16 protein-coding genes and 2 pseudogenes are annotated in these 21,189 nt (G+C 35.7%); 15 read left to right on the forward strand and 3 right to left on the reverse strand.

All coding sequences use genetic code 11. The features are described from left to right. Window positions 1-25 precede the first annotated feature (25 nt). From lipA to ACFOWA_RS17210, 3 genes are all read left to right on the forward strand, one after another. A complete protein-coding gene (gene lipA / locus ACFOWA_RS17200) occupies window positions 26-919 on the forward strand; it encodes a lipoyl synthase (protein ID WP_378987421.1) in 894 nt (297 codons plus the stop codon). Between the two features lie 101 nt (window positions 920-1,020). Next, window positions 1,021-1,572 carry an RNA polymerase sigma factor gene (locus ACFOWA_RS17205; protein WP_378987424.1) on the forward strand — a complete coding sequence of 184 codons (552 nt, stop codon included), beginning with the start codon at window positions 1,021-1,023 and terminating at the stop codon, window positions 1,570-1,572. A gap of 2 nt (window positions 1,573-1,574) precedes the next feature. After that, the gene (locus tag ACFOWA_RS17210; protein WP_378987427.1) at window positions 1,575-2,429 is read left to right on the forward strand and encodes an anti-sigma factor; all 855 of its coding nucleotides are present in this window, start codon (window positions 1,575-1,577) and stop codon (window positions 2,427-2,429) included. Window positions 2,430-2,637: 208 nt separating this feature from the next. Here the strand turns inward: ACFOWA_RS17210 and ACFOWA_RS17215 are convergent, their stop codons facing one another. Continuing rightward, window positions 2,638-3,339 (reverse strand): AIM24 family protein, encoded by a 702-nt coding sequence (locus tag ACFOWA_RS17215; protein WP_378987430.1) that lies wholly within the window; start codon window positions 3,337-3,339, stop codon window positions 2,638-2,640. A gap of 10 nt (window positions 3,340-3,349) precedes the next feature. Continuing rightward, entirely contained in the window at window positions 3,350-4,849 is a 1,500-nt protein-coding gene (locus ACFOWA_RS17220; RefSeq protein WP_378987434.1) for an NAD(P)H-hydrate dehydratase, read from the reverse strand. Window positions 4,850-5,089: 240 nt separating this feature from the next. On the opposite strand from ACFOWA_RS17220, the pseudogene eat reads away from it, so the two are divergent. The 12 genes and pseudogenes from eat to ACFOWA_RS17280 all read left to right on the forward strand — a co-directional run bounded on the left by eat (window position 5,090) and on the right by ACFOWA_RS17280 (window position 17,881). After that, a pseudogene (eat, locus tag ACFOWA_RS17225) lies at window positions 5,090-6,373 on the forward strand (ethanolamine permease). Beyond that, a pseudogene (locus ACFOWA_RS17230) lies at window positions 6,360-7,721 on the forward strand (glutamine synthetase family protein). The pseudogenes eat and ACFOWA_RS17230 overlap by 14 nt, the downstream one beginning before the upstream one ends. Before the next feature lie 251 nt (window positions 7,722-7,972). After that, a complete protein-coding gene (locus tag ACFOWA_RS17235; RefSeq protein ID WP_378987437.1) occupies window positions 7,973-9,121 on the forward strand; it encodes an iron-containing alcohol dehydrogenase in 1,149 nt (382 codons plus the stop codon). Window positions 9,122-9,237: 116 nt separating this feature from the next. After that, window positions 9,238-9,951: a gamma-glutamyl-gamma-aminobutyrate hydrolase family protein gene (locus tag ACFOWA_RS17240; protein ID WP_378987440.1), complete on the forward strand. Its 714-nt coding sequence runs from the start codon at window positions 9,238-9,240 to the stop codon at window positions 9,949-9,951. 92 nt (window positions 9,952-10,043) lie between these two features. After that, window positions 10,044-11,408 carry an aldehyde dehydrogenase family protein gene (locus tag ACFOWA_RS17245; RefSeq protein ID WP_378987443.1) on the forward strand — a complete coding sequence of 455 codons (1,365 nt, stop codon included), beginning with the start codon at window positions 10,044-10,046 and terminating at the stop codon, window positions 11,406-11,408. Window positions 11,409-11,460: 52 nt separating this feature from the next. Continuing rightward, entirely contained in the window at window positions 11,461-12,294 is an 834-nt protein-coding gene (locus ACFOWA_RS17250) for a helix-turn-helix domain-containing protein (protein ID WP_378987446.1), read from the forward strand. Between the two features lie 68 nt (window positions 12,295-12,362). Then, on the forward strand, window positions 12,363-12,914 hold the full coding sequence (locus ACFOWA_RS17255) for a cupin domain-containing protein (protein WP_378987448.1): 552 nt from the start codon (window positions 12,363-12,365) through the stop codon (window positions 12,912-12,914). 98 nt (window positions 12,915-13,012) lie between these two features. Beyond that, a complete protein-coding gene (locus ACFOWA_RS17260; protein ID WP_378987451.1) occupies window positions 13,013-14,962 on the forward strand; it encodes a beta-N-acetylhexosaminidase in 1,950 nt (649 codons plus the stop codon). Continuing rightward, window positions 14,962-15,432: a CYTH domain-containing protein gene (locus ACFOWA_RS17265; RefSeq protein WP_378987454.1), complete on the forward strand. Its 471-nt coding sequence runs from the start codon at window positions 14,962-14,964 to the stop codon at window positions 15,430-15,432. The genes ACFOWA_RS17260 and ACFOWA_RS17265 overlap by 1 nt, the downstream gene beginning before the upstream one ends. Window positions 15,433-15,998: 566 nt before the next feature. Continuing rightward, window positions 15,999-16,553, forward strand: coding sequence for an SMI1/KNR4 family protein (locus tag ACFOWA_RS17270; RefSeq protein ID WP_378987457.1), 555 nt, complete (start codon window positions 15,999-16,001; stop codon window positions 16,551-16,553). A gap of 417 nt (window positions 16,554-16,970) precedes the next feature. Beyond that, window positions 16,971-17,435 (forward strand): BON domain-containing protein, encoded by a 465-nt coding sequence (locus ACFOWA_RS17275; RefSeq protein WP_378987460.1) that lies wholly within the window; start codon window positions 16,971-16,973, stop codon window positions 17,433-17,435. A gap of 8 nt (window positions 17,436-17,443) precedes the next feature. Further along, window positions 17,444-17,881: an SH3 domain-containing protein gene (locus ACFOWA_RS17280; protein WP_378987463.1), complete on the forward strand. Its 438-nt coding sequence runs from the start codon at window positions 17,444-17,446 to the stop codon at window positions 17,879-17,881. Window positions 17,882-18,187: 306 nt separating this feature from the next. On the opposite strand, the gene uvrA is transcribed toward ACFOWA_RS17280, so the two are convergent. Then, on the reverse strand, window positions 18,188-21,094 hold the full coding sequence (uvrA, locus tag ACFOWA_RS17285; RefSeq protein ID WP_378987466.1) for an excinuclease ABC subunit UvrA: 2,907 nt from the start codon (window positions 21,092-21,094) through the stop codon (window positions 18,188-18,190). Window positions 21,095-21,189: the final 95 nt, after the last annotated feature.

A 21,189-nucleotide genomic window follows, 5' to 3' on the forward strand; every position in this document is an offset into this window, starting at 1 on the left:
CAATCCTAATCCTTAACTTTGCTTTATGATTGATTTACCTGTAGTACCTGCTGTAACTGAAGTTAAACGTAAACCAGATTGGTTGCGTGTTAAATTACCTGTTGGAAAAGAATACGCACAGGTACGCAGTTTGGTAGATACACATAAGCTACACACCATTTGCGAGAGTGGAAATTGCCCAAACATGGGCGAGTGTTGGGGCGCAGGTACAGCCACCTTTATGATTTTGGGAAATATTTGTACCAGAAGCTGTTCATTTTGTGCTGTAGCAACTGGCAGACCATTAGCTGTAGATTTTGACGAACCCAATCGCGTTGCAAATTCAGTAAAATTAATGGGTGTTAAACATTGCGTAATTACCTCGGTTGATAGAGATGATATAAAAGATGGTGGTTCTATCATTTGGGCTGAGACATTAAAAGCAATTCGTAGAGAAAGCCCAATAACAACACTTGAAACTTTAATTCCGGATTTTAGAGGAATTTGGGATAATTTATACCGTGTTTTAGATGAGAGACCAGAAGTAGTTTCGCACAATATGGAAACAGTAAAGCGTTTAACCAGACAGGTACGCATACAGGCAAAATACGACAGAAGCTTAGAGGCTTTGAGAAGAATATCAGAATTTGGATTAAGAACAAAAACCGGCATTATGCTTGGTTTAGGTGAAACCGAAGAGGATGTTTTTGAAGCGATGGATGATTTGGTTGCAAATGGCGTTCATATTTTAACATTAGGGCAATATTTACAACCAACAAAAAATCATCACCCTGTGGTAGATTGGATTCATCCAGATACTTTTGCTATGTACAAAGAGGTTGGAATGGCTAAGGGTTTAAAATATGTAGAAAGCGGACCATTAGTTCGATCATCTTATCATGCAGAAAAGCATCTTTTCCCAATCGAAGGCGTTTACTAAAAAACTAAATTTTAAATAGAAAAATCGAATTCCTTAAAAGAATAAGTTTATAAAACATTTTTTTGCTTTGTGTGTTCAGTATAGTATCTTCGTAACCAACAGTGACTGCATTAAAAAAATTAACCCTATCCGAGCCTGAGCTAGTTTTAGCATTGCAATCGAAAGATCCGGCAATACTTAAAACTTTGTATAGCATGTATTCGTCAGCTTTGTATGGCGTTATATCTCGAATTATAACCCACACCGAATTAGCTGAAGATGTTTTGCAAGAAACTTTTGTAAAAATTTGGCAATCTGCATCACACTACGATAATACAAAAGGCCGTTTATTCACTTGGATGATGAATATAGCCCGAAATCTTTCTATCGATAAGCTTCGGTCTAAAGACTTTAAGAATTCACTCAAAAACCAAGATATAGAAAATAACGTAAGTTTCGTTGATGAGCAAAACAAGGTAAGCTTTAACCCCGATGTTATGGGAGTTAAACAACTTGTAGAGAACTTAAAACCTGATTTACAGTCTGTTCTCGATTTAGTTTATTATAAAGGCTTTACACATGTAGAGGCGGCAGAAGAATTAGGTTTGCCTTTGGGTACGGTTAAAACCCGAATCAGATTGGCTATTATAGAATTGAGAAGGAGTTTTAATTGAGCGTGGAAAATTTAAAAGCATATATCGAATCTGGAGTACTTGAACTGTACGTTTTGGGTGATTTATCACCCGAAGAAATGTTGCAGGTTGAGGAAATGGCATCTCGTTACCATGAGGTAAAAGATGAAATAGCAGCCATCGAGCTGACTATCGAACAGTACGCTATGCAAAATGTGGTAGAGCCATCTGCTGATGTAGAATCAAGGTTGTTTGAAAAGTTGGGTTTGAAAGATGAAGATACAGTTAATGTTTCTACACAATCTACAATATTAGAAGAACCTAAAATTTTACAAATCGATAGAAGCGATAGTAAGGTTAGAACTTTACGTTATGCTTTAGTAGCTTGTATTGCTTTGTTGGCAATAAGTACAGCTGCATTATTTATAACTTACAACAAACTTGGAGATGCGCATGAGCAGATTGCAAGTTTAAATTTAGATAAACAGAAATTTGCAGGTGTAGTTAGTAAACTTGAATTCGAAAATAAAGGTTTAGATAACATGGCTGCAATGGCCGATAGTAAAGAATGGGCAACCATTCAAATGGCTGGGCAAGCTTACAGTCCAAAATCAAAAATGAAAGTTTATTGGAATAGAAACGATAAAACGGTTTTGATTAACTATGTGGCAATGGATTTGCCTAAAGCTGATGAAACTCACGAATACCAATTGTGGGCTTTAGTAAACGGCAAGCCGGTAAGTTTGGGTGTTTTTGGTAAAACAGATTCTACTTCGAACGAAGCATTGGTTAAAATGCAAACGATTAAAGAGGCTCAGGCTTTTGCAGTAACATTAGAGCCAATGGGTGGAAGTGTTAATCCTACAATGGAAAAACTAACCGTAATGGGTGGTGTTTAATAAAAAATAATACTTTAAATATAAGCCTCAACAATTTGAAATTGTTGAGGCTTTTTTGTTAAAACAGTAATCGATAATTTGATTTAGACTTGAAGCGTTCGTAATTGGAGATTGCTTCATAATTCGCAATAACGAAGTGGATGTCGGCATTGCAAGGCTCGAAGTAATCTCAATCACATATTTCCATCATTCAAATTATAATCAGATGTTATGATTTTTGAACGTATTTAACTTCTTCATAAGGTTGCACCAAAACCCAACCCTCGCCGAAAAATTCCAATTGAAATGATTCACCGCTACCTCTGCCAATAAATGAACCAAATGTTAAGTTGGTTTTAATGTTAGGCGATAAATTTTCTGACCAGGCAACAGTTGCGTTCGGATCGGTATAAACTGGTTGATTGGCACTAACTTTAAGTAAGATAGGTTCGCCGTGAGTGGTAATTGCAATATAACCACTACCAGAAAGTTTTACCTGAAATAAGCCTCCACTCATCATTCCGGCAATGCTTTTAAGCATTTTAATTTCGTTTTTAATGCTGTCTTCCAATGCCAAAACATCATTGCCATTAACAAAAATCGATTCGTTTTGAAGTTTTATAATTTTAACTTTCTTACCCTCATCAGCCAAATAAAGTTTACCTGTTCCTGCAGCATGCATTAACGATGTACCTTCTCCTGATATTGCCTTTTTCAGTAAACCGCCCAATCCTTTGCTAAGTAAACCTTCCTTTTTAAAATCAATATTACCAATGTAAGCAACCATACTGCCCGCCTTAGCCATTATTTTTTGATTCTTAAGATTCACTTCCAGCATAGCTGGTTTTTCTAACTCAAAAAAATCATTTTCATTCGGATTTTCAGCCGATTCCTGAATTAATTCGTTTAAGGTGTATTCTCTTTTTTCCATTTCGAATGCGTTAATTTATTTTGTTCAATTTATATATTTCTTTAGAAATTTGTTGGGCAACCTGTGAGGCTGTGACTACGAAAAGTTCTTTCGACAAGCAATCTCCTGCTCTACCGTGAATAAAGCAAGCTAATATTGCAGCTTCCGTCGATGAATATTTTTGAGCCATAAAAGCTGCAATTGTTCCAGTCAAAACGTCACCCATACCACCTTGAGCCATTGCCGGATTGCCAGTTGGATTGATGATAACTTTACCACTTGGCAGGCAAATAAATGTAAATTGATTTTTAAGTATGATGATAACATTTAATTTTTGTGCCTGTATTTTAGCACTTTGAACCCGCTCCCACCAACCATCATTTCTCCCAAATAACCTGTCAAATTCTTTCATATGTGGCGTCAATATGGCATTTTCAGGAATCCGATCAATCCAATCAGGATTTTCTGCTAATGTATTCAAGGCATCAGCATCGATAATCAAGGGCTTTTTATGCGCAATTAAACTTTTTAGTAAACTATTAGCTTCTGCCGAAAATCCTAGACCTGGTCCGATTGCTATTGCATGATACTTATCCAAATTATTAATGGCCAAAGTTCCATCTCTAGGTAAAGCCATAACTTCGGGCAAAGTAGCATTTAATGCTTTTAATCCGCTTTGCGGGATGCATGCCGTTGTTAATCCGGCGCCGCTATGCAAGCATGCCATAGATGATAATAATGCGGCACCCATTGTATTGGTATCGCCAGCAATTATCAACGCATGCCCATAAATACCTTTATGTGTAAATAATTTACGGGGTTTTAAAATACCCTTTACATCGGTTTCTTCAACAAATTGGAAATCACCGTTTAGGTTTTGAATAAAGTTTTCATCCAATCCAATTTCTACCACTTCAAATTTTTCGGTTGCGTCTACTGACTCGGGAAAGAAAAAATTAATTTTCGGTCGCTGGAAGCAAATGGTTTTATATGCTTTAATACCATTGTATTCGCCTGCGATTTTACCTTCTGCGGGGAAACCCGTTGGAACATCAACAGCATAAATCCTTTTATTTAATTTATTTATTGCTTTAACTATTTTTGCTAATTCTCCTTCTAAAGGTTTGTTTAATCCCGAACCCAAAATTGCATCTATTATTAAATCGGCTTTAATGTTTTTTAATTCAGAAGCTTTAGTTAGTTCAACCTTTTTACATTTTGATTCTTCTATCCGCTGCAAGTTTATAGCAAAATCATCGCTTTGTTTTTTGCTAATATTTATAACATAAACTTTAATATTTTCGTAGCCATTCGCCAATAAAATATGGGCTATTGCTAATCCATCTCCTCCATTATTTCCTTTGCCACAAAAAATAGCAACACTTTTGCTGGTATCAAATTCATCTTTTAAAAAGCATTGAACAAATGCTCTTGCAGCTTTTTCCATCAAATCAATCGATGCAATTGGTTTATTAGCAATGGTAAATTCATCTGCTTTGCGCATTTGAGCCGAAGTAAGCAATGTTAGCATGTACCGAAGATAAGCTTATCAGTTAAGAAAGCAAAAGGTAGATTCTTATTTTGAATACAACAGCAGAAACAACGGCTTACAGTTAAATTGATAATTTTTTAACTTAAAATACTACACCACTACCTGAAAAAATTAGTACATTAACAAACCATTTATTTAATTATTCCTGAGCAGTTTAATTATAATTTATACTAAATAATGGAACAAACAAACGGTTTGAAGAAATCGCTTACTCCATTTATGTTATGGGGTTTGGGTGTTGGTTATGTAATTTCTGGCATGTACTTCGGCTGGAATTTAGGTCTGGAAAAAGGAGGTACACTTGGTATGGCCATTGCCACCATATTAATTATGGTAATGTATGTCACCTTTAGTTTTAGCTATGCTGAATTGGCTTGTGCCATTCCAAAAGCTGGTGGCGTGTTTGATTATGCGAATAAAGCATTAGGCAATAACTGGGGTTTTGTTGCAGGAATTGCTCAAATGATTGAATTTATTTTCGCACCACCAGCAATTGCTTTTGCAATAGGTGCGTATTTCAATGCGTTTTTTCCGCAAGTTCCTATTATTACGAGTGCTATAGCCATATATTTTATTTTTACTGCTTTAAATATTTACGGAATTAAAGCTGCGGCATCATTCGAAGTTATCATCACCATATTTGCTGTATGAGAATTACTTTTATTTACAGGTATTAGCCTGCCAAAATTTAATGCTGCAAACCTAATCAGCAATAATTTCCATAATGGATGGAGTGGGGTTTTGGCAGCAATTCCCTTTGCCATTTGGTTTTTTTTAGGGATAGAAGGAATCGCAAACGTTGCTGAGGAAACTAAAAATCCGCAGCGAGATATAAGTAAAGGTTTTGGATGGGCAATATTTACATTGGTAATTCTGTGCGTACTTATTTTTATTTCGGCAATTGGTATTGGTGGATGGGAAGCAATTGTTTATAAAAATGGAGTTTTAGGAGAAACATCTGATTCACCCCTACCGCTCGCACTTTCGATGATTACCGGCAATAATCACTTACTATATCATCTGCTAATTACGGTAGGGCTATTTGGTTTAGTTGCATCATTTCATGGTTTGGTTTTAGCAGCTGGACGCTCTACATACGAAATGGGTAACACAAAAAACATTCCTTCCATTTTAGGCAAAATATCTCCAAAATTTCAAACACCAGCGAATGCTTTAATTGGAAATATGATGATTGGGATAATCGCTTTATTAACAGGTAAAACTGCCGAAATTATTGTTATCTCCGTATTTGGAGCTTTAGCGCTATACATCATTTCTATGATTTCGATAATAACTTTACGCAATAAACAACCTGATTTACCGCGGCCATTTAAAGTTCCATTTTATCCGGTTTTTCCGTTTGTAGCGTTAGTAATTGCAAGCGGATCATTTATCGCAATGTTGATTTATAACCTTAAATTGGGACTACTATTTTCGGGCCTTGTTTTAGGTAGCTTTCTATTATACCAAATTACTAAAAGGCAAACTAATGAGTACAAATAAAGAAATTTTGGATTACGTAAATAACCATCCATCGGGCAAAGTTAAAGTTGGCGTAGCTGATATTGATGGCGTTTTAAGGGGAAAATATATTGCTGCCGAAAAGTTTGTTTCATTAGTAGAAGGACGATTAGGATTTTGCGATGTTACATTTGGCTGGGACATTGGAGATGTAGCTTACGATAAAGGAAAGTTTACAGGCTGGCACACTGGTTATCCTGATGCGCAAGTTAAAATTGATATAAGCACTTTTAGAAAAATTCCTTGGGAAAACGATGTGCCATTTTTCTTGGGTGATTTTATTGATGATAATAACGTAGCAAATTATGTTTGCCCCAGACAATTGCTCAAAAAATTAACTTCTGAATGTGAAAATCTAGGTTACTCACCATACTTTGCTCAAGAATTTGAATGGTTTAATTTTTCGGAAACGCCAGAATCAATTCAAGAAAAAGGATTTAGTAATTTAAAACCTTTAACGCCAGGCATGTTTGGCTATTCGATTTTGCGTAGTTCACTTAAAAATGAATTCATGACGGATCTATTTGAGCTGCTGAATAAATTTAACATTCCTATTGAAGGCTTACATACAGAAACTGGACCAGGTGTTTATGAAGCCGCAATACGATATGCACCAATTTTACAAGCTGCAGATCAAGCCATTCTATTTAAAACCTCGGTTAAAGAAATTGCGTACAAACATGGCATAATTGCAACGTTTATGGCAAAATTTAATGAAAATTTACCAGGCTGTAGCGGGCATGTTCACCAAAGTTTGTGGGATAAAGACAGTAAATCCAACCTGTTTTTTAACGATAAAGATGAACATAAAATGAGTGAATTGATGAAAAGGTACATTGCCGGACAATTACACTGCTTACCCCATATTTTACCCATGATTGCTCCTACAATTAATAGCTACAAACGTTTGGTAGAAGGTGCTTAGGCGCCAACTACATTAACTTGGAGCATTGATAACCGCACAACGGCTTTACGTGCTTTGCCAGGGAGCAAAAATGCTACACGGTTAGAAACCAGAATTGTCGGCTCAGATACCAATCCGTATTTGGCACTTTCTGCTTGTTTAGCAGCGGGGATGTATGGCGTTAAAAACAAAATGAAATTAGAACAGCCTGCAACGAAAGGTAATGGCTATACAGATTTATCAAACGGAGTTTTAGCTGGTAATTTGGTAGATGCGACACAGAAAATGAAAAACTCTGACTTAGCTAAAGAACTATTGGGAAATGATTTTGTAGAACACTTTACCATGACGCGTGACTGGGAATGTAAACAATATGCGAAAGTAGTAACCGATTGGGAATTGAAAAGGTACTTGGAGATAATTTAATATAAATAAATTAAATAAACCACCTAAGAGATCTTATAAAACCTTAGTTGGGTTTTGCAATACAGATGCTGAAATGAATTCAGCATGACGGAGCGGTTTAGCACGGCAATAGAAAACAAAAATTTTAAGTCGGCACTTTTTTTTATTTTGTTGTCAAGAGAAAAAAGCCCGTCTGGCCAAGAAAATAAAACACCCCGCCCTTCGGGCACCCCTCTAAAAGAGGGGAATTGAAAAAATAAAAATTACATCAAATGATATTCGATAAAATCCATCAATTTAATTTCCCAACAACTATTCGTTTTGGTGCAGGTGCGGTAAAAGAATTACCTGCTTATTTACATAAAAACAATTTAAAAAATCCGCTGATTGTAACCGATCAAACGATAGCGCAATTGCCTTTCTTTAAAAAGATTGTGGAGGATTTATTGGCTAAAAATATTTCTGTCGAGGTTTTTAGCGAAATTCATAAAAACCCTGTTAAAAGCGATGTTTACAAAGGTAGCGAGGTTTGGGATGCAACAAATCGCGACAGCATTATTGGCATTGGTGGAGGTGCAGCTTTAGATGTTGCACGAGCTATTGTGCTTCGGGTTAATCACCGGGAAGATTTATTTAAGTACGATGATTTGATAGGTGGCGATATTTATGTAACCAATGATGTGCCTCACTTTATTACCATTCCAACTACATCAGGAACGGGTAGCGAAGTTGGTCGGAGTGCAATTATTGCCGATGATGAAACCCATCAAAAAAAGATTTTATTTTCACCAAAATTAATGGCACAAATCGTTTTTGCCGACCCGGAATTAACGATGGATTTACCATCCTTCATAACCTCAGCAACCGGAATGGATGCACTAACCCACAACTTAGAAGCCTACCTTGCTAAAAACTTTAACCCCATGTGCGATGGCATTGCATTGGAAGGAATTTCACTAATAAAAGATTCTATAGAACGAGCAACCAATAAGCCTGATTTAGAAAGCCGAAGCAAAATGTTAATGGCTTCTATGATGGGTGCTATAGCATTTCAAAAAGGTTTAGGTGTGGTTCATTCTTTAGCACATCCGCTATCCTCTCTGTTAGATACGCATCACGGCTTGGCAAATGCGGTTAATCTTCCTTACGGAATGCAATTTAACATTGAGGGATTTGAAGACCGTTTTCGCAAAATTGCCCGAACACTACAACTCAAAGAAGAAACCGGAGATGCAGTAGTCGAATATCTGTTTGATTTAAACTCCAGGGTTAATATTCCACATAAATTAGGTGATATCGGTGTTAAAGCTGAGCATATAGAAACACTTTCTGATTTAGCATTGGCAGATTTTGCACACCCAAATAATCCAAAACCAGTAAGCAGAGAAGATTTTAAACAGTTGTATCTAAAGGCACTATAGACCAGGATTAGATTGATTTTAGGATTGTAGGGTTATGAAAGGAATCAAAATTACTATAATTTTATTTCCGCGAAAAAAATAATCACCAATAACATATTCAATATTATTAATTAAGCATGTTTGATAAAATTATTATAGGCGTTACCGATTGCAGTAAATATGAAATTTACCGTGATTGGGTTTTATCCTACAACAAAAATGTAGAAGTTATTCAACTCGGTTACAAGCTAAATAATTTCGATGCAATTGAACAATGTCACGGTGTCGTTTTAACAGGTGGTGAAGATGTTCATCCAAGGTTTTATAATAAATCTGAGTATTATCCCTATTGTTATGAAGATGACATCGACGAGAAACGAGACGAATTTGAATTTAAGGTTTTGGAATATACCGAACAACACAAAATTCCTATTCTTGGAATTTGTAGAGGCATGCAAGTTGGAAATGTTTTTTTTGGTGGTACGTTAATTCCTGATATATCAACTTGGGGGAAATTCGACCATTCTAAAATGCCTGATAAAAGTGATCGCTACCATGACATAATTGTAAACCCATCGTCTTGGTTAAATACAATTGTAAATACCGATAAAGGTCTGGTTAATAGCAATCATCATCAAAGCACCGATAAAACAGGGAAAGACTTGGTGGTAAGTGCTATGTCTCCCGATGGTGTTACAGAAGCTATGGAACGTTTAAATCCAAATGGAAAATCGTTTCTTTTATTTGTGCAGTGGCATCCTGAAAGGTTAAAAGACAAACAAAGCCCTTTTAGCAAAAATTTACATGAAGCATTTATTAATGCTATTAAATTAAACATTTACCAGAGATAAAAATAACCACCGATATTAACGGATAGTTGAATCGGATTTTAGACCATTAAAATCTGTGTTCATCTGTAAAAGTCTGTGGCAAAAAAAATAATATGCAAATCATAAATCCAGCAACTGAAGAAATTATATCCACTTTAAAAGAAGATAATCAAGCTTCGCTTCAAAGCAAATTTGAAATCTTACAACAGGCTCAACCTAAATGGGCAAAGCTAACCTTGCAAGAAAGAATATCAATTCTATCAGCTTTCAGCGACATTTTGGAAACTGAAATTGAAAGTTTAGCTTTAATTTTAACCAACGAAGTTGGAAAACCTCTGCAGCAATCTCGTAATGAAATTAATGGCGCAAGGGCAAGAATTAAATGGATGCTAAACAATGCAGAAAAATATCTTACTGATGAAGTAATGATAGAAGAACCCGGTTTAAAAGAAATCATTAAATACGAACCTTTAGGTGTTATTTGCAATATTTCGGCATGGAACTATCCTTATCTCGTTGGGGTTAATGTAATAATTCCTGCTTTGTTAAGTGGCAATGCCGTGATGTACAAACCTTCTGAATTTGCAACTTTAACGGGTTTACAAATAGAAAAACTACTAAAAAGAGCAGGTGTATCTGATGAAGTTTTTCAAGTGGCAGTTGGCGCAAAAGAAACAGGTTCGGCTTTATTAGAATTAAATTTTGATGGTTATTTCTTTACAGGCTCGTATAAAACAGGCAAATACATCTACGAAAAAGTTGCTGCTAAAATGGTTCCCTGTCAGTTAGAATTAGGTGGAAAAGACCCTTTATATCTTGCTGAAGATGTTGCAGATGTTGTAAATGCCGCAATTGGAACAGCAGATGGTGCATTTTACAATAACGGACAAAGTTGCTGTTCGGTAGAGCGCATTTATGTAAATGAAAAAATATATGATAACTACCTTGATGCATTTGTTAACGAAGTAAAAAGTTGGAAAAGTGGTTTACCAACATTGGATGGTGTATATCTTGGAGCATTAACCCGAAAAGACCAGATAGCAGTTTTAGAAGATCAGATAAAAGATGCTCTGGCCAAAGGTGCAAAGTTAGTTATTGGTGGCAAAGCTTTGAAAGGAAAAGGGTACTTTTTTGAGCCAACCGTTCTTACCAATGTTACCAACAATATGTTGGTTATGCAGGAAGAAAGTTTCGGTCCCATTATAGGTATTATGAAAGTTAAAGACGATGATGAAGCTTTGAAAATGATGCAAGACACGAAATACGGTTTAACGGCATCTGTTTACACGGCAAATCAAAACCGGGCAGAAAAAATATTAAGTCAGCTTGATGCAGGTTCTGGTTATTGGAACTGTTGCGATAGGGTTAGCGCTGCCCTACCCTGGAGCGGACGCAAATATTCGGGTATTGGCGCAACACTATCTCACCAAGGTTTAAGGGCATTTACAAAACAAAAAGGATACCATTTAAGGGGATAATTAGGTCGTAAAAGAAATGGTGATTTTAATAATTTATCATTAACTTCCTGTTATGGTTCTTAGCGAATTTTTTCCAAGCCCAGCACTTGCCGAATTTATTCGGGTATATCGCATTGTCCATTTTATTTTCAATGATTCAAAAAACATTCCTTTCAAACCGTATCCGCCAAAACCCGAACATTGTTTAAGTTTTTATCCAAGAAATACGGAATTAGTTGAATACGATACTAGTAAGAAAAAAATAACAAACTTAAAAACAGTTTTAATGGGGCAACAACTCGAGGTTACAAATCGATTTGTTGGAAGTGACTTTCTGGTTTTTCAAGTCGTGTTTAAGCCCGGTGCACTTTATAGATTAATAAATATCCCCTCTAAGGAATTAAATAACAGCTATTTTGATGCTGAAACAGTTTTTGGAAATACGATTAAAGAGGTTAACGACCGATTAAATGATGCTAAAGATTTCAATGTAATGGTTGTTGTTGTTGAATCATTTTTAAAGAATCTCATCGATAAAACAAAGAGTGAATTACAAAGGATTGATAAAATTAGTAACTTGATTTTAGCATCAACGGGAAATATTAATGTAGATTGGCTAGCTAGACAATCTTGCTTAAGCACCAGGCAATACGAAAGGAATTTTATCGAAAGAATGGGAATTCCACCAAAGTATTTTCATAGAATTGTCCGCTTTGAAAATGCCTTTAGAATGAAAAATAAGCATCCAGAGTTAGATTGGTTTAGTATTGCGATTAATTGTGGTTATTACGATTATCAGCATTTGGTTAAAGATTATAAAGAATTTACTCGAAAGTCACCAGCCAATTTCCATCTCTTGGATTTAGCATCACCCGAAAGAAAATTTGGCCAGGCAGACACCTATTAAATGTCGTTTTCTTACCACTAAACTTAAAAAACCTGTTTACATATTTGCATGGTAATTAAACTATAACCATGGAAAGAAGAAAATTTTTATTAGGCGCAGCAGCAACAATTCCATTATTTGCTTTCGGATCAAAATCCGATGTACAGCAATTAAGAAGTGGAAAATCATTTATTGTTAAAAATGGAGAAAGCAGGTTTAAAGAAAGAACATTGCTTAGTGGTAAAAATCCTAATGATGTCAAAATATCTTCGAAAGATACCGGAGGTCAATTAACAGTTTTCGAATACACAGGAAATGAAAAAGGTGGTCCTCCATTACATATTCATCCACATCAAGATGAAATATTTTTCATAATGCAAGGCGAATACTTATTTCAGGTAGGTAATGAAAATTATCTTTTAAAAGCCGGCGACACCATTTTTTTACCAAGGAATATCCCTCATACCTTCGCCCAATCAACAGAGAAAGGTAAGTGTTTCTGCTTTTTCCAACCTTCTGGAAAAATGGAAGATTTCTTCCGTGTATTGGGGAGCCTTAAGGGTGAACTAAGTCCTGAACAAGGCGCCAAAATTTTTATAAATCACGACATGAAAGTTGTTGGTCCACCTTTAAAATTTTAAGTAGAAATCTGCTTTTAAACTTATTATTTCTTATTGAAGCCTTTTTTTTAATAAATTGCGGATTAATACTTATTCGGTTCATCCGCAATTTATTAATAATGAAAAAACAATTCCTATTCATCATTTGCTGCATTTTAGCTGGCAAAAGTTACGCTCAAACCATTGTTAGCGAAAGCGAAATCGGCGATACAGAAAGTGCAATTGCACAAACACAAATTGCGATAATTCCTGAACCCGTTTCTTTAATGAAGAAAACAGGGACTTTCACCTTGCCAGAAAATATTAGTATTCAGACGCCCAAAAATGAAGATTTAAAACAGGCAATAGCATTTTTATCCGATAGGATTGAAAAAGCGACCGGTAAGTTTGTGAGTTCGGTTACAACTGCAAATCATCCAACAATAAAATTTATTTTAAATACGCAGAATGATGCTCAATTGGGCGTGGAAGGATATAAATTGAATGTAAATCCAACTCAAATCGTAATTACCGCCAACAAACCTGCAGGCATATTTTGGGGTGTTCAATCCTTAATTCAGCTTTTCCCAGCCGATATAGAAAGTAAAGAAGTAGTTCAAAACGTAAAATGGAAATTACCCTGTGTTGATGTTGTAGATTACCCTAAACTCGGTTGGAGAGGTTTAATGTTTGATGTTGCCCGTCATTTCTTTACCAAGCAAGAGGTTAAGCAGTTTATTGATGATATGGTTCATTATAAATTTAACTTGCTGCATTTACACCTAACAGATGATGAAGGTTGGAGAATTGAAATTAAAGGTTTGCCAAAACTTACAGAAGTTGGTGCATGGAGCGTAAAAAAAACAGGCACGTTTGGAGATTTTATTCCACCAACGCCTGATGAACCACGAACTTATGGTGGTTTTTACACACAAGAAGATATTAAAGAATTAGTTCAATATGCACAAGAGCGTTTCGTAAACATAATGCCCGAAATTGATGTTCCAGGACACAGTTTAGCGGTTATTGCTTCCTATCCGGAGCTTTCCTGTACACCTGAAGCTGTAAATTATAAAGTTCGGTCGGGCGAAAAAATTATGGATTGGAGTCGTGGTGCTCCCCCAACTGCATTGGTTGATAATACACTTTGCCCGGCAAATGAAAAAGTTTACGTTTTTTTAGACTCGGTAATTACACAAGTTGCGAAGCTTTTCCCTTTCGAATACATACACATGGGTGGAGATGAGGCGCCTCATAACTTTTGGGAAAAGAACGAGCAGGTTAAGGCATTAATGCAGCGTGAAGGTTTGAAAACCATGCCTCAGGTGCAGGCATATTTCGAAAAAAGGTTGGAACAAATAGTAATTTCGAAAGGTAAAAAATTTATGGGCTGGGATGAAATTTTAGAAGGTGGTGTATCGCCAACTGCCTCAGTTATGAGTTGGAGAGGATTAAAATACGGTATCGAAGCATCAAAAGAAAAGCATAATGTAGTGATGAGTCCAACTGATTTTGCTTACCTGGATTATATGCAAGCCGATCAAATTACCGAGCCTAAAGTTTATGCTTCGTTGCGACTAAATAAAGCATATCAGTTTAATCCTATTCCGGCTGGTGCAGATCCTAAATTTATTATCGGCGGACAAGCAAATTTATGGACAGAGCAAATTTTTACCTTTCGCCAGGTGCAATATATGCTTTGGCCACGTGCTTTTGCCATTTCAGAATCTGTGTGGAGCCCGATTGAAAAGAAAAACTGGACTAACTTTATTGCCAGAACAGAAGAACATTTTAAACGATTAGATTTTGCAGAAGTTAAATATGCTCCGGCGATTTACGATCCAATATTTACGGTTAAAAGAAGCGCTGATAAACAGTTGATGATTGAGTTAACACCTGAAATTGATGGTTTGGATATTTATTATAGTTTCGATAACTCAAGTCCCGATCGCTTTTATCCTAAATATACATCGGCTTTGCAAGTACCAAAAGATGCAAGTATGCTAAGGGTGATTACTTATAAAGGCAAAAACCCCGTTGGCAGATTAATTAGTATGCCAATAACCGATTTGCAAAAAAGAACCAGATAATGGGGATAGAAATTGAAAGGAAATTTTTAGTTCAGCATGAGGTTTGGGAACAACTTGATAAACCCGCTGGAAAACAACTTAAGCAAGGTTATATTTCGACAGACCCTACAAAAACCATTCGTGTTAGAATAGCCGAAACTAAAGCCTGGCTTACAATTAAAGGCATTTCAGTTGGCGCATCGAGATTGGAATTTGAATATGAAATCCCTTTAATTGAAGCTGAAGAATTATTGGATAATTTCTCCGAATCTTCATTAGAAAAAATACGTTATGAAATTAAATCAGCTGGAAAAGTTTGGGAAGTTGATGTTTTTTCTGGTGATAACCACGGATTAATTGTTGCAGAAATTGAACTGTCAACAGAAGAAGAATATTTCGAAAAGCCTGATTGGATTGCTGAAGAAGTTACTCACGACAAGAAATATTACAATTCCAATTTAACTAAACATCCATTTAAAAATTGGAAATAACATCGCCCTTCAAGTTATTAGGCTAAAGCCAATGGCAATGATTGAGCGGCATCACAAAAGCAAAACCTATTGCTTTTTACGAAGATTTAATGTAGACAAAAAACATGCCTGATTCTCTTTAATTCTTTCGAAAATCCATAATGATATAATACTAAATTTAAACATTTACGCTTTATAAATCAATTGCTACTTCAATTTAAACTGTTGGGTAAACCATATCTTTTTAGAGAACAAATTATAAAGATTGATTTGTTTGAGCCGAGAATTGATAATTGATATATTCAGAATTTTTAATTCTCGAGCATATAAATGCTACATTAAGTTATGCATATTTAATTACAAAGATTTGAAAATAGAAAAGCCATTTGATGAATAAATTTTGTAGAGTAGTTGCGTTTTTTGAGTAGTCTTTTAAGAAGAGTGTACTCAAAAAACGCAATACAAAAATAATGATATGTGGATTTATGAGCTGTCAGCAGCCCTTTTTTTTAGTTCTACAACGTGTGATTGTTTCGTATATTTATAAGTTGGCAGTAATGCTACAGACCGAAACACATACGAAACAAATGGACGAAATAATTCAAAAATTAGACAAATATTTATCGACACTAAGACCTGAATATTATTCGGAACTTAACGAACCTTTGGACGACTCTCAATTGGACAAATTAGAGGAATATTATAAAATTGAAATACCACAAGATTTACGAACACTATACAAATGGAAGAACGGACAAAAACCGAATTGTTATGAAACTTTTGTAAACAATTCTTGTTTTATTCCTTTACATCAAGCGCTTTATGACGCTTCTGAACTTACACCAATGATTGGGTTTGACTTCGAAATCGAAAATTGGTGGAATGAAAACTGGATACCAATTTTTCAAAATGGAGGTGGCGACAGTATTTGCTTCGACTTGAAAGGAATTTTTACTGAACAAAAAGGACAATTAGTAGAATTTTGGCACGCCGACAACGACCGAAATGTAATTGCACCGACACTTGAAACGTTTTTTGGAAAAATAATCGACTTCTATCAAACCAAACAAAAGGAAGAATTTGACGAATATTTTAAAGTTGAGAAAATTGACAATTATCCCAAAAAATTTATAGTGGAATAACCCGAAAAAGCACTACTGCCAACAAGGGTTTTGCAATAGTTGGGCGAAACTGAAAAGTTCAGCGGTAGTTCTTCGGTTCAACTTTTGTACAAAATTGCAGATTTGTGCTTCGATTTCCAGCTTTTTGCAAAGCCCCTCAACATTTGGCAATATTCAATAAAAAGGCTTTAGAAAACTAGAAAAAATGCAAGCGAGTTTGAGCCTAAGTAAAACTTTAAAGCAATTTCAAACTTAAAATTATCTTAGTTTTAACCATTGGTCTAATGTTTATAAATAAAACATAAACTTTTGGTTTCAATCTAAACTCATTTACTATATTCGTTCCTACAATCCTCCCTGTTTAATTTTTTGAAATTGGCATCCCAAAAACTCCAATTTCCACATTGAAAATTTTAAACAATTACATATAATAAAATCATGAAAACAACAAAATTACTAATGAGTATGGTAATTGCGGCTACGTTATTTTTCGTAGGTTGCTCACCAAAAGATGCAGATATTCAAGCTGCAATTCAGGCTAACGAAGCTGCCGGAGTTACCGTAGCGGTAGCAAAAGGCGAAGTTACTTTAACAGGAGAAGTTGCAGATGATGCCGCAAAAGCAAAAGCAGAAGAAGTGGCAAAAGCAGAAAAGGGTGTAAAATCTGTAGTAAACAATTTAACCGTTAAACCTGCTGCTGCGCCAGTAGTTATTACGGAAGACACTACTTTATTCAAAAATGTATCAGATGCTACTAAAGATTTCCCGACGGTAAAAGCTGATGTTAAAGATGGTGTAGTTACACTTACCGGCGAGATTAACAAAGCTTCTTTAGTTGGTTTAATGCAACGTTTAAGTGTATTAAAACCTAAAAAAATCGATAATAAATTAACAGTAAAATAATCTAAATCATGGCATTAGAAAATAAATATAAAGCATTAACCGATGCAGCAACTGCAGCTGGTATAACGGATTTAGCCGTACGCGAACAAGATGGTATTTTATACATCGATGGTACCGCAGCCAATGGTGCTACTAAAGATCATTTATGGGAAATTTACAATCAAATCGACCCGAATTTTGCTTCAGGAGATTTGGTTTTGAATGTAAATGTATCGATTAATGCTGAGGTAACTCACGCCAAAGTAATTACCAAAAGCAGTAATTTAAACATCCGTAAAGGACCAGGAACCGACCAGCCAATTGTAGGTAAAGCTGCCCACGGAGAAACAATTACTTTAGTTAATAGAAGTAATGAATTATGGTGGTTGGTAAGAACTGTTGATGGCGAAGAAGGTTATTGTTATGCTCAATATCTAGAAGCACAAGCATTAAAAATATCAAATTAAAAATCCGCAGCATTTATCAATGTTGCGGATTTTTTTGTTTTTAATTGGTCGTCATTTTGAGCGCAGCTAAGAAGTCTTTGAACGAAGTTTTGATAAATTCTTAATTGCTTTTTTATTCTTTTGTGGCTTTTGTGGTCAAATTTTTACCACAAAAGCAACAAAACTAAATAACAAATTATTTTTAGCATAACACAATCCTTGCATATGCTTAAGCCTAAAAATTCCTCGCCATGGTTTATGTCTCCAAAATCACTCAACAATTTTAAATCAAAATTCCATTTTGTGATGATATAGACCGGGATTGGATTAGCTTTTTGGACTTGTTTTCTTCGCCTTCTTACCTTCAGACTGCGGACTATCCACTTCAGACTCTAACCCCATCTCCTTTTTCAAAAACTTTCCGGTTAAACTCAATGGATTTTGAACCAAACCTTCTGGGGTTCCTTCAAATAAAATTCTACCTCCACCTGCGCCACCTTCTTCTCCTAAATCAATAACCCAATCGGCTACTTTAACTACATCTAAATTGTGCTCTATTACCAAAATCGTGTTGCCTTTATCAACCAATTCCTGTAGCACGCCTAATAAAACATTAATATCTTCGAAGTGCAATCCAGTTGTGGGTTCATCTAAAATATAAAAGGTTTTACCCGTATCTTTCTTTGATAATTCTGTAGCCAGTTTAACACGCTGTGCTTCTCCACCAGATAAAGTAACTGATGATTGCCCTAATGTGATGTAACCCAAACCAACATCTTTAAGCGTTTTAATTTTTCGGTAAATGTTTGGAATGTGTTCGAAATACACACAAGCATCTTCAATGCTCATGTCTAAAACATCACTTATTGATTTTCCCCTGTAACGAACTTCTAAGGTTTCGCGATTGTATCTTTTGCCTCCGCATTCTTCACAAGGAACTTGCACATCAGGTAAGAAATTCATTTCTATAACTTTCATTCCCCCACCCTGACAGGTTTCGCATCTACCACCCTTTACATTAAACGAAAAACGACCAGGTTTGTAGCCACGAATTTTAGCTTCGGGCAATTGCACAAATAAATTTCTAATATCAGAAAAAACACCTGTATAAGTAGATGGATTTGAACGAGGTGTTCTGCCGATTGGCGCCTGGTCAATTTCAATTACTTTATCTATCTCTTTTAAGCCGCTAATTTTTTCGTAAGGAAGCGGTGTTTTCTTTGCCCTAAAAAAATGATGATTTAATATCGGGTAAAGCGTTTCTGTAATTAAACTCGATTTCCCACTACCTGAAACTCCGGTTACGGCAATAAATTTACCAAGAGGGAAATCAACCGAAACATTTTTCAAATTGTGTCCGCTTGCTTTGGTAATTGAAAGCTTAAGTCCGTTACCTTTTCTTCTGGTTTTTGGCGTTTCTATACTTTTCTTACCATTTAAGTAAGCAGCTGTTAAGGTATCTGATTTTAAAATTTGCTTTGCAGTTCCTTCAGCAACGATTTGCCCACCATGAATACCTGCACCAGGACCAACATCAATAACCCAATCAGCCTCCAGAATCATGTCTTTATCATGCTCTACCACTAAAACGGTATTACCTAAATCACGAAGGTTTTTTAAGGCATTAATTAAACGTTCATTGTCTCGCTGGTGTAAACCAATGCTTGGCTCATCCAAAATATACATCACATTCATTAATTGCGAACCAATTTGGGTTGCTAAACGAATTCGTTGTGCCTCGCCACCAGAAAGCGTACGAGCAGTTCTATCAAGCGTTAAATAAGTTAAACCAACGTCCGTTAAAAATCCAATCCTAGCTTTTATTTCTTTTAGAATTTCTTTTGCAATAATGTTTTGGCGTTCGTTTAATCTTTCATCTACGTTTTCAAACCATTTATGCAGGTTGGTAATATCCATCGATGCTAAATCGAAAATATTCATCCCATCAACCTTGAAATGCAAACTTTCCTTTTTTAACCTTGCGCCGTTACATTCTGGGCAGGTTTTTAATTTACGAAAAGCCTCCATATCATCAACCGCATTCTCCCCTCTTTTCTCATTCTGCTCTTCGAGCATTTTAATAATGCCATCAAAAGTGATGTTATAATTCTGTACGTTCCATTTGTTGTATTCAACCTCAACTTTTATTAAATCTGGCGTTCCGTTTAAAATGATGTTGATAATTTCATCGCTTAATTTTTCAATAGGCGTTGACAATGAAAAGGCATATTTTTTTGCAAGCGATTTTAAAACTTGAAACATCCAGGTATCGCGATACTCGCCTAGCGGAGCCAAACCACCATTTAAAATGCTAAGTTTCGGGTTTGGCATTACCGAATCCTTATCTACTACAAAAATATAACCTAAGCCATCGCAGCGTTCACAAGCACCATAAGGCGAGTTGAAAGAAAAGCTATTAGGTTGTGGTTCATCATAAGAAATTCCGGTTGTTGGACACATTAAAAATTTACTAAAATGCGCCACATTATTATCCTTATCGCTGATTTTAATTACGCCCTTACCCATTTTCATGGCAGTTTGCAAAGAATCTAGCAGTCGCTTTTTATCCTTTTCATCGATAATTAACCGGTCGATAACAACTTCAATATCATGAATTTTATACCTATCAACCTGCATTTTCGCAGTAATGTCTTTTATCTCTCCATCAACACGAACTTTAACATAACCTTGTTTACGCACGTGCTCAAAAAGTTCACGGTAGTGTCCTTTCCTTCCCTTTACAATTGGCGCCAAAATGTTTACTGCAGCACCATCAAATTTTTTAAAAATATTTTGAAGAATCTGGTCTTCGCTCATGCGTTCCATTTTCTCACCGGTATTGTACGAATAGGCATCAGCAACGCGAGCATAAAGCAAACGCATAAAATCGTAAATTTCGGTAATGGTACCAACCGTAGAGCGAGGATTTTTACTGGTGGTTTTTTGTTCGATGGCAATAACCGGGCTTAAACCCGAAACTTTATCAACATCAGGGCGCTCCATCCCGCCCATAAACTGGCGACTATAAGCGCTGAAAGTTTCCATATATCGCCTTTGGCCCTCGGCATAAATAGTATCGAAAGCTAATGAAGATTTACCGCTACCACTTAAGCCTGTTATTACAACGAGCTGGTTTCGTGGAAAACTTACATCAATATTTTTTAAATTATGTACCCTTGCTCCGTAAACTTCTACATCTTTTTGCTCACCAAGGTCGATAGATTTATTGCTCATATTTTATTAAAAAATTGGGAAGAATTTTAAGCGGAAAGGACTAAAATTCCAATCTGCAAAAATGCTAAAAATTTTATCAAAAAGAAAGTGTAATC

This window comes from Pedobacter lithocola (genome assembly GCF_042650845.1).
In the GTDB taxonomy this organism is placed as follows: domain Bacteria; phylum Bacteroidota; class Bacteroidia; order Sphingobacteriales; family Sphingobacteriaceae; genus Pedobacter; species Pedobacter lithocola.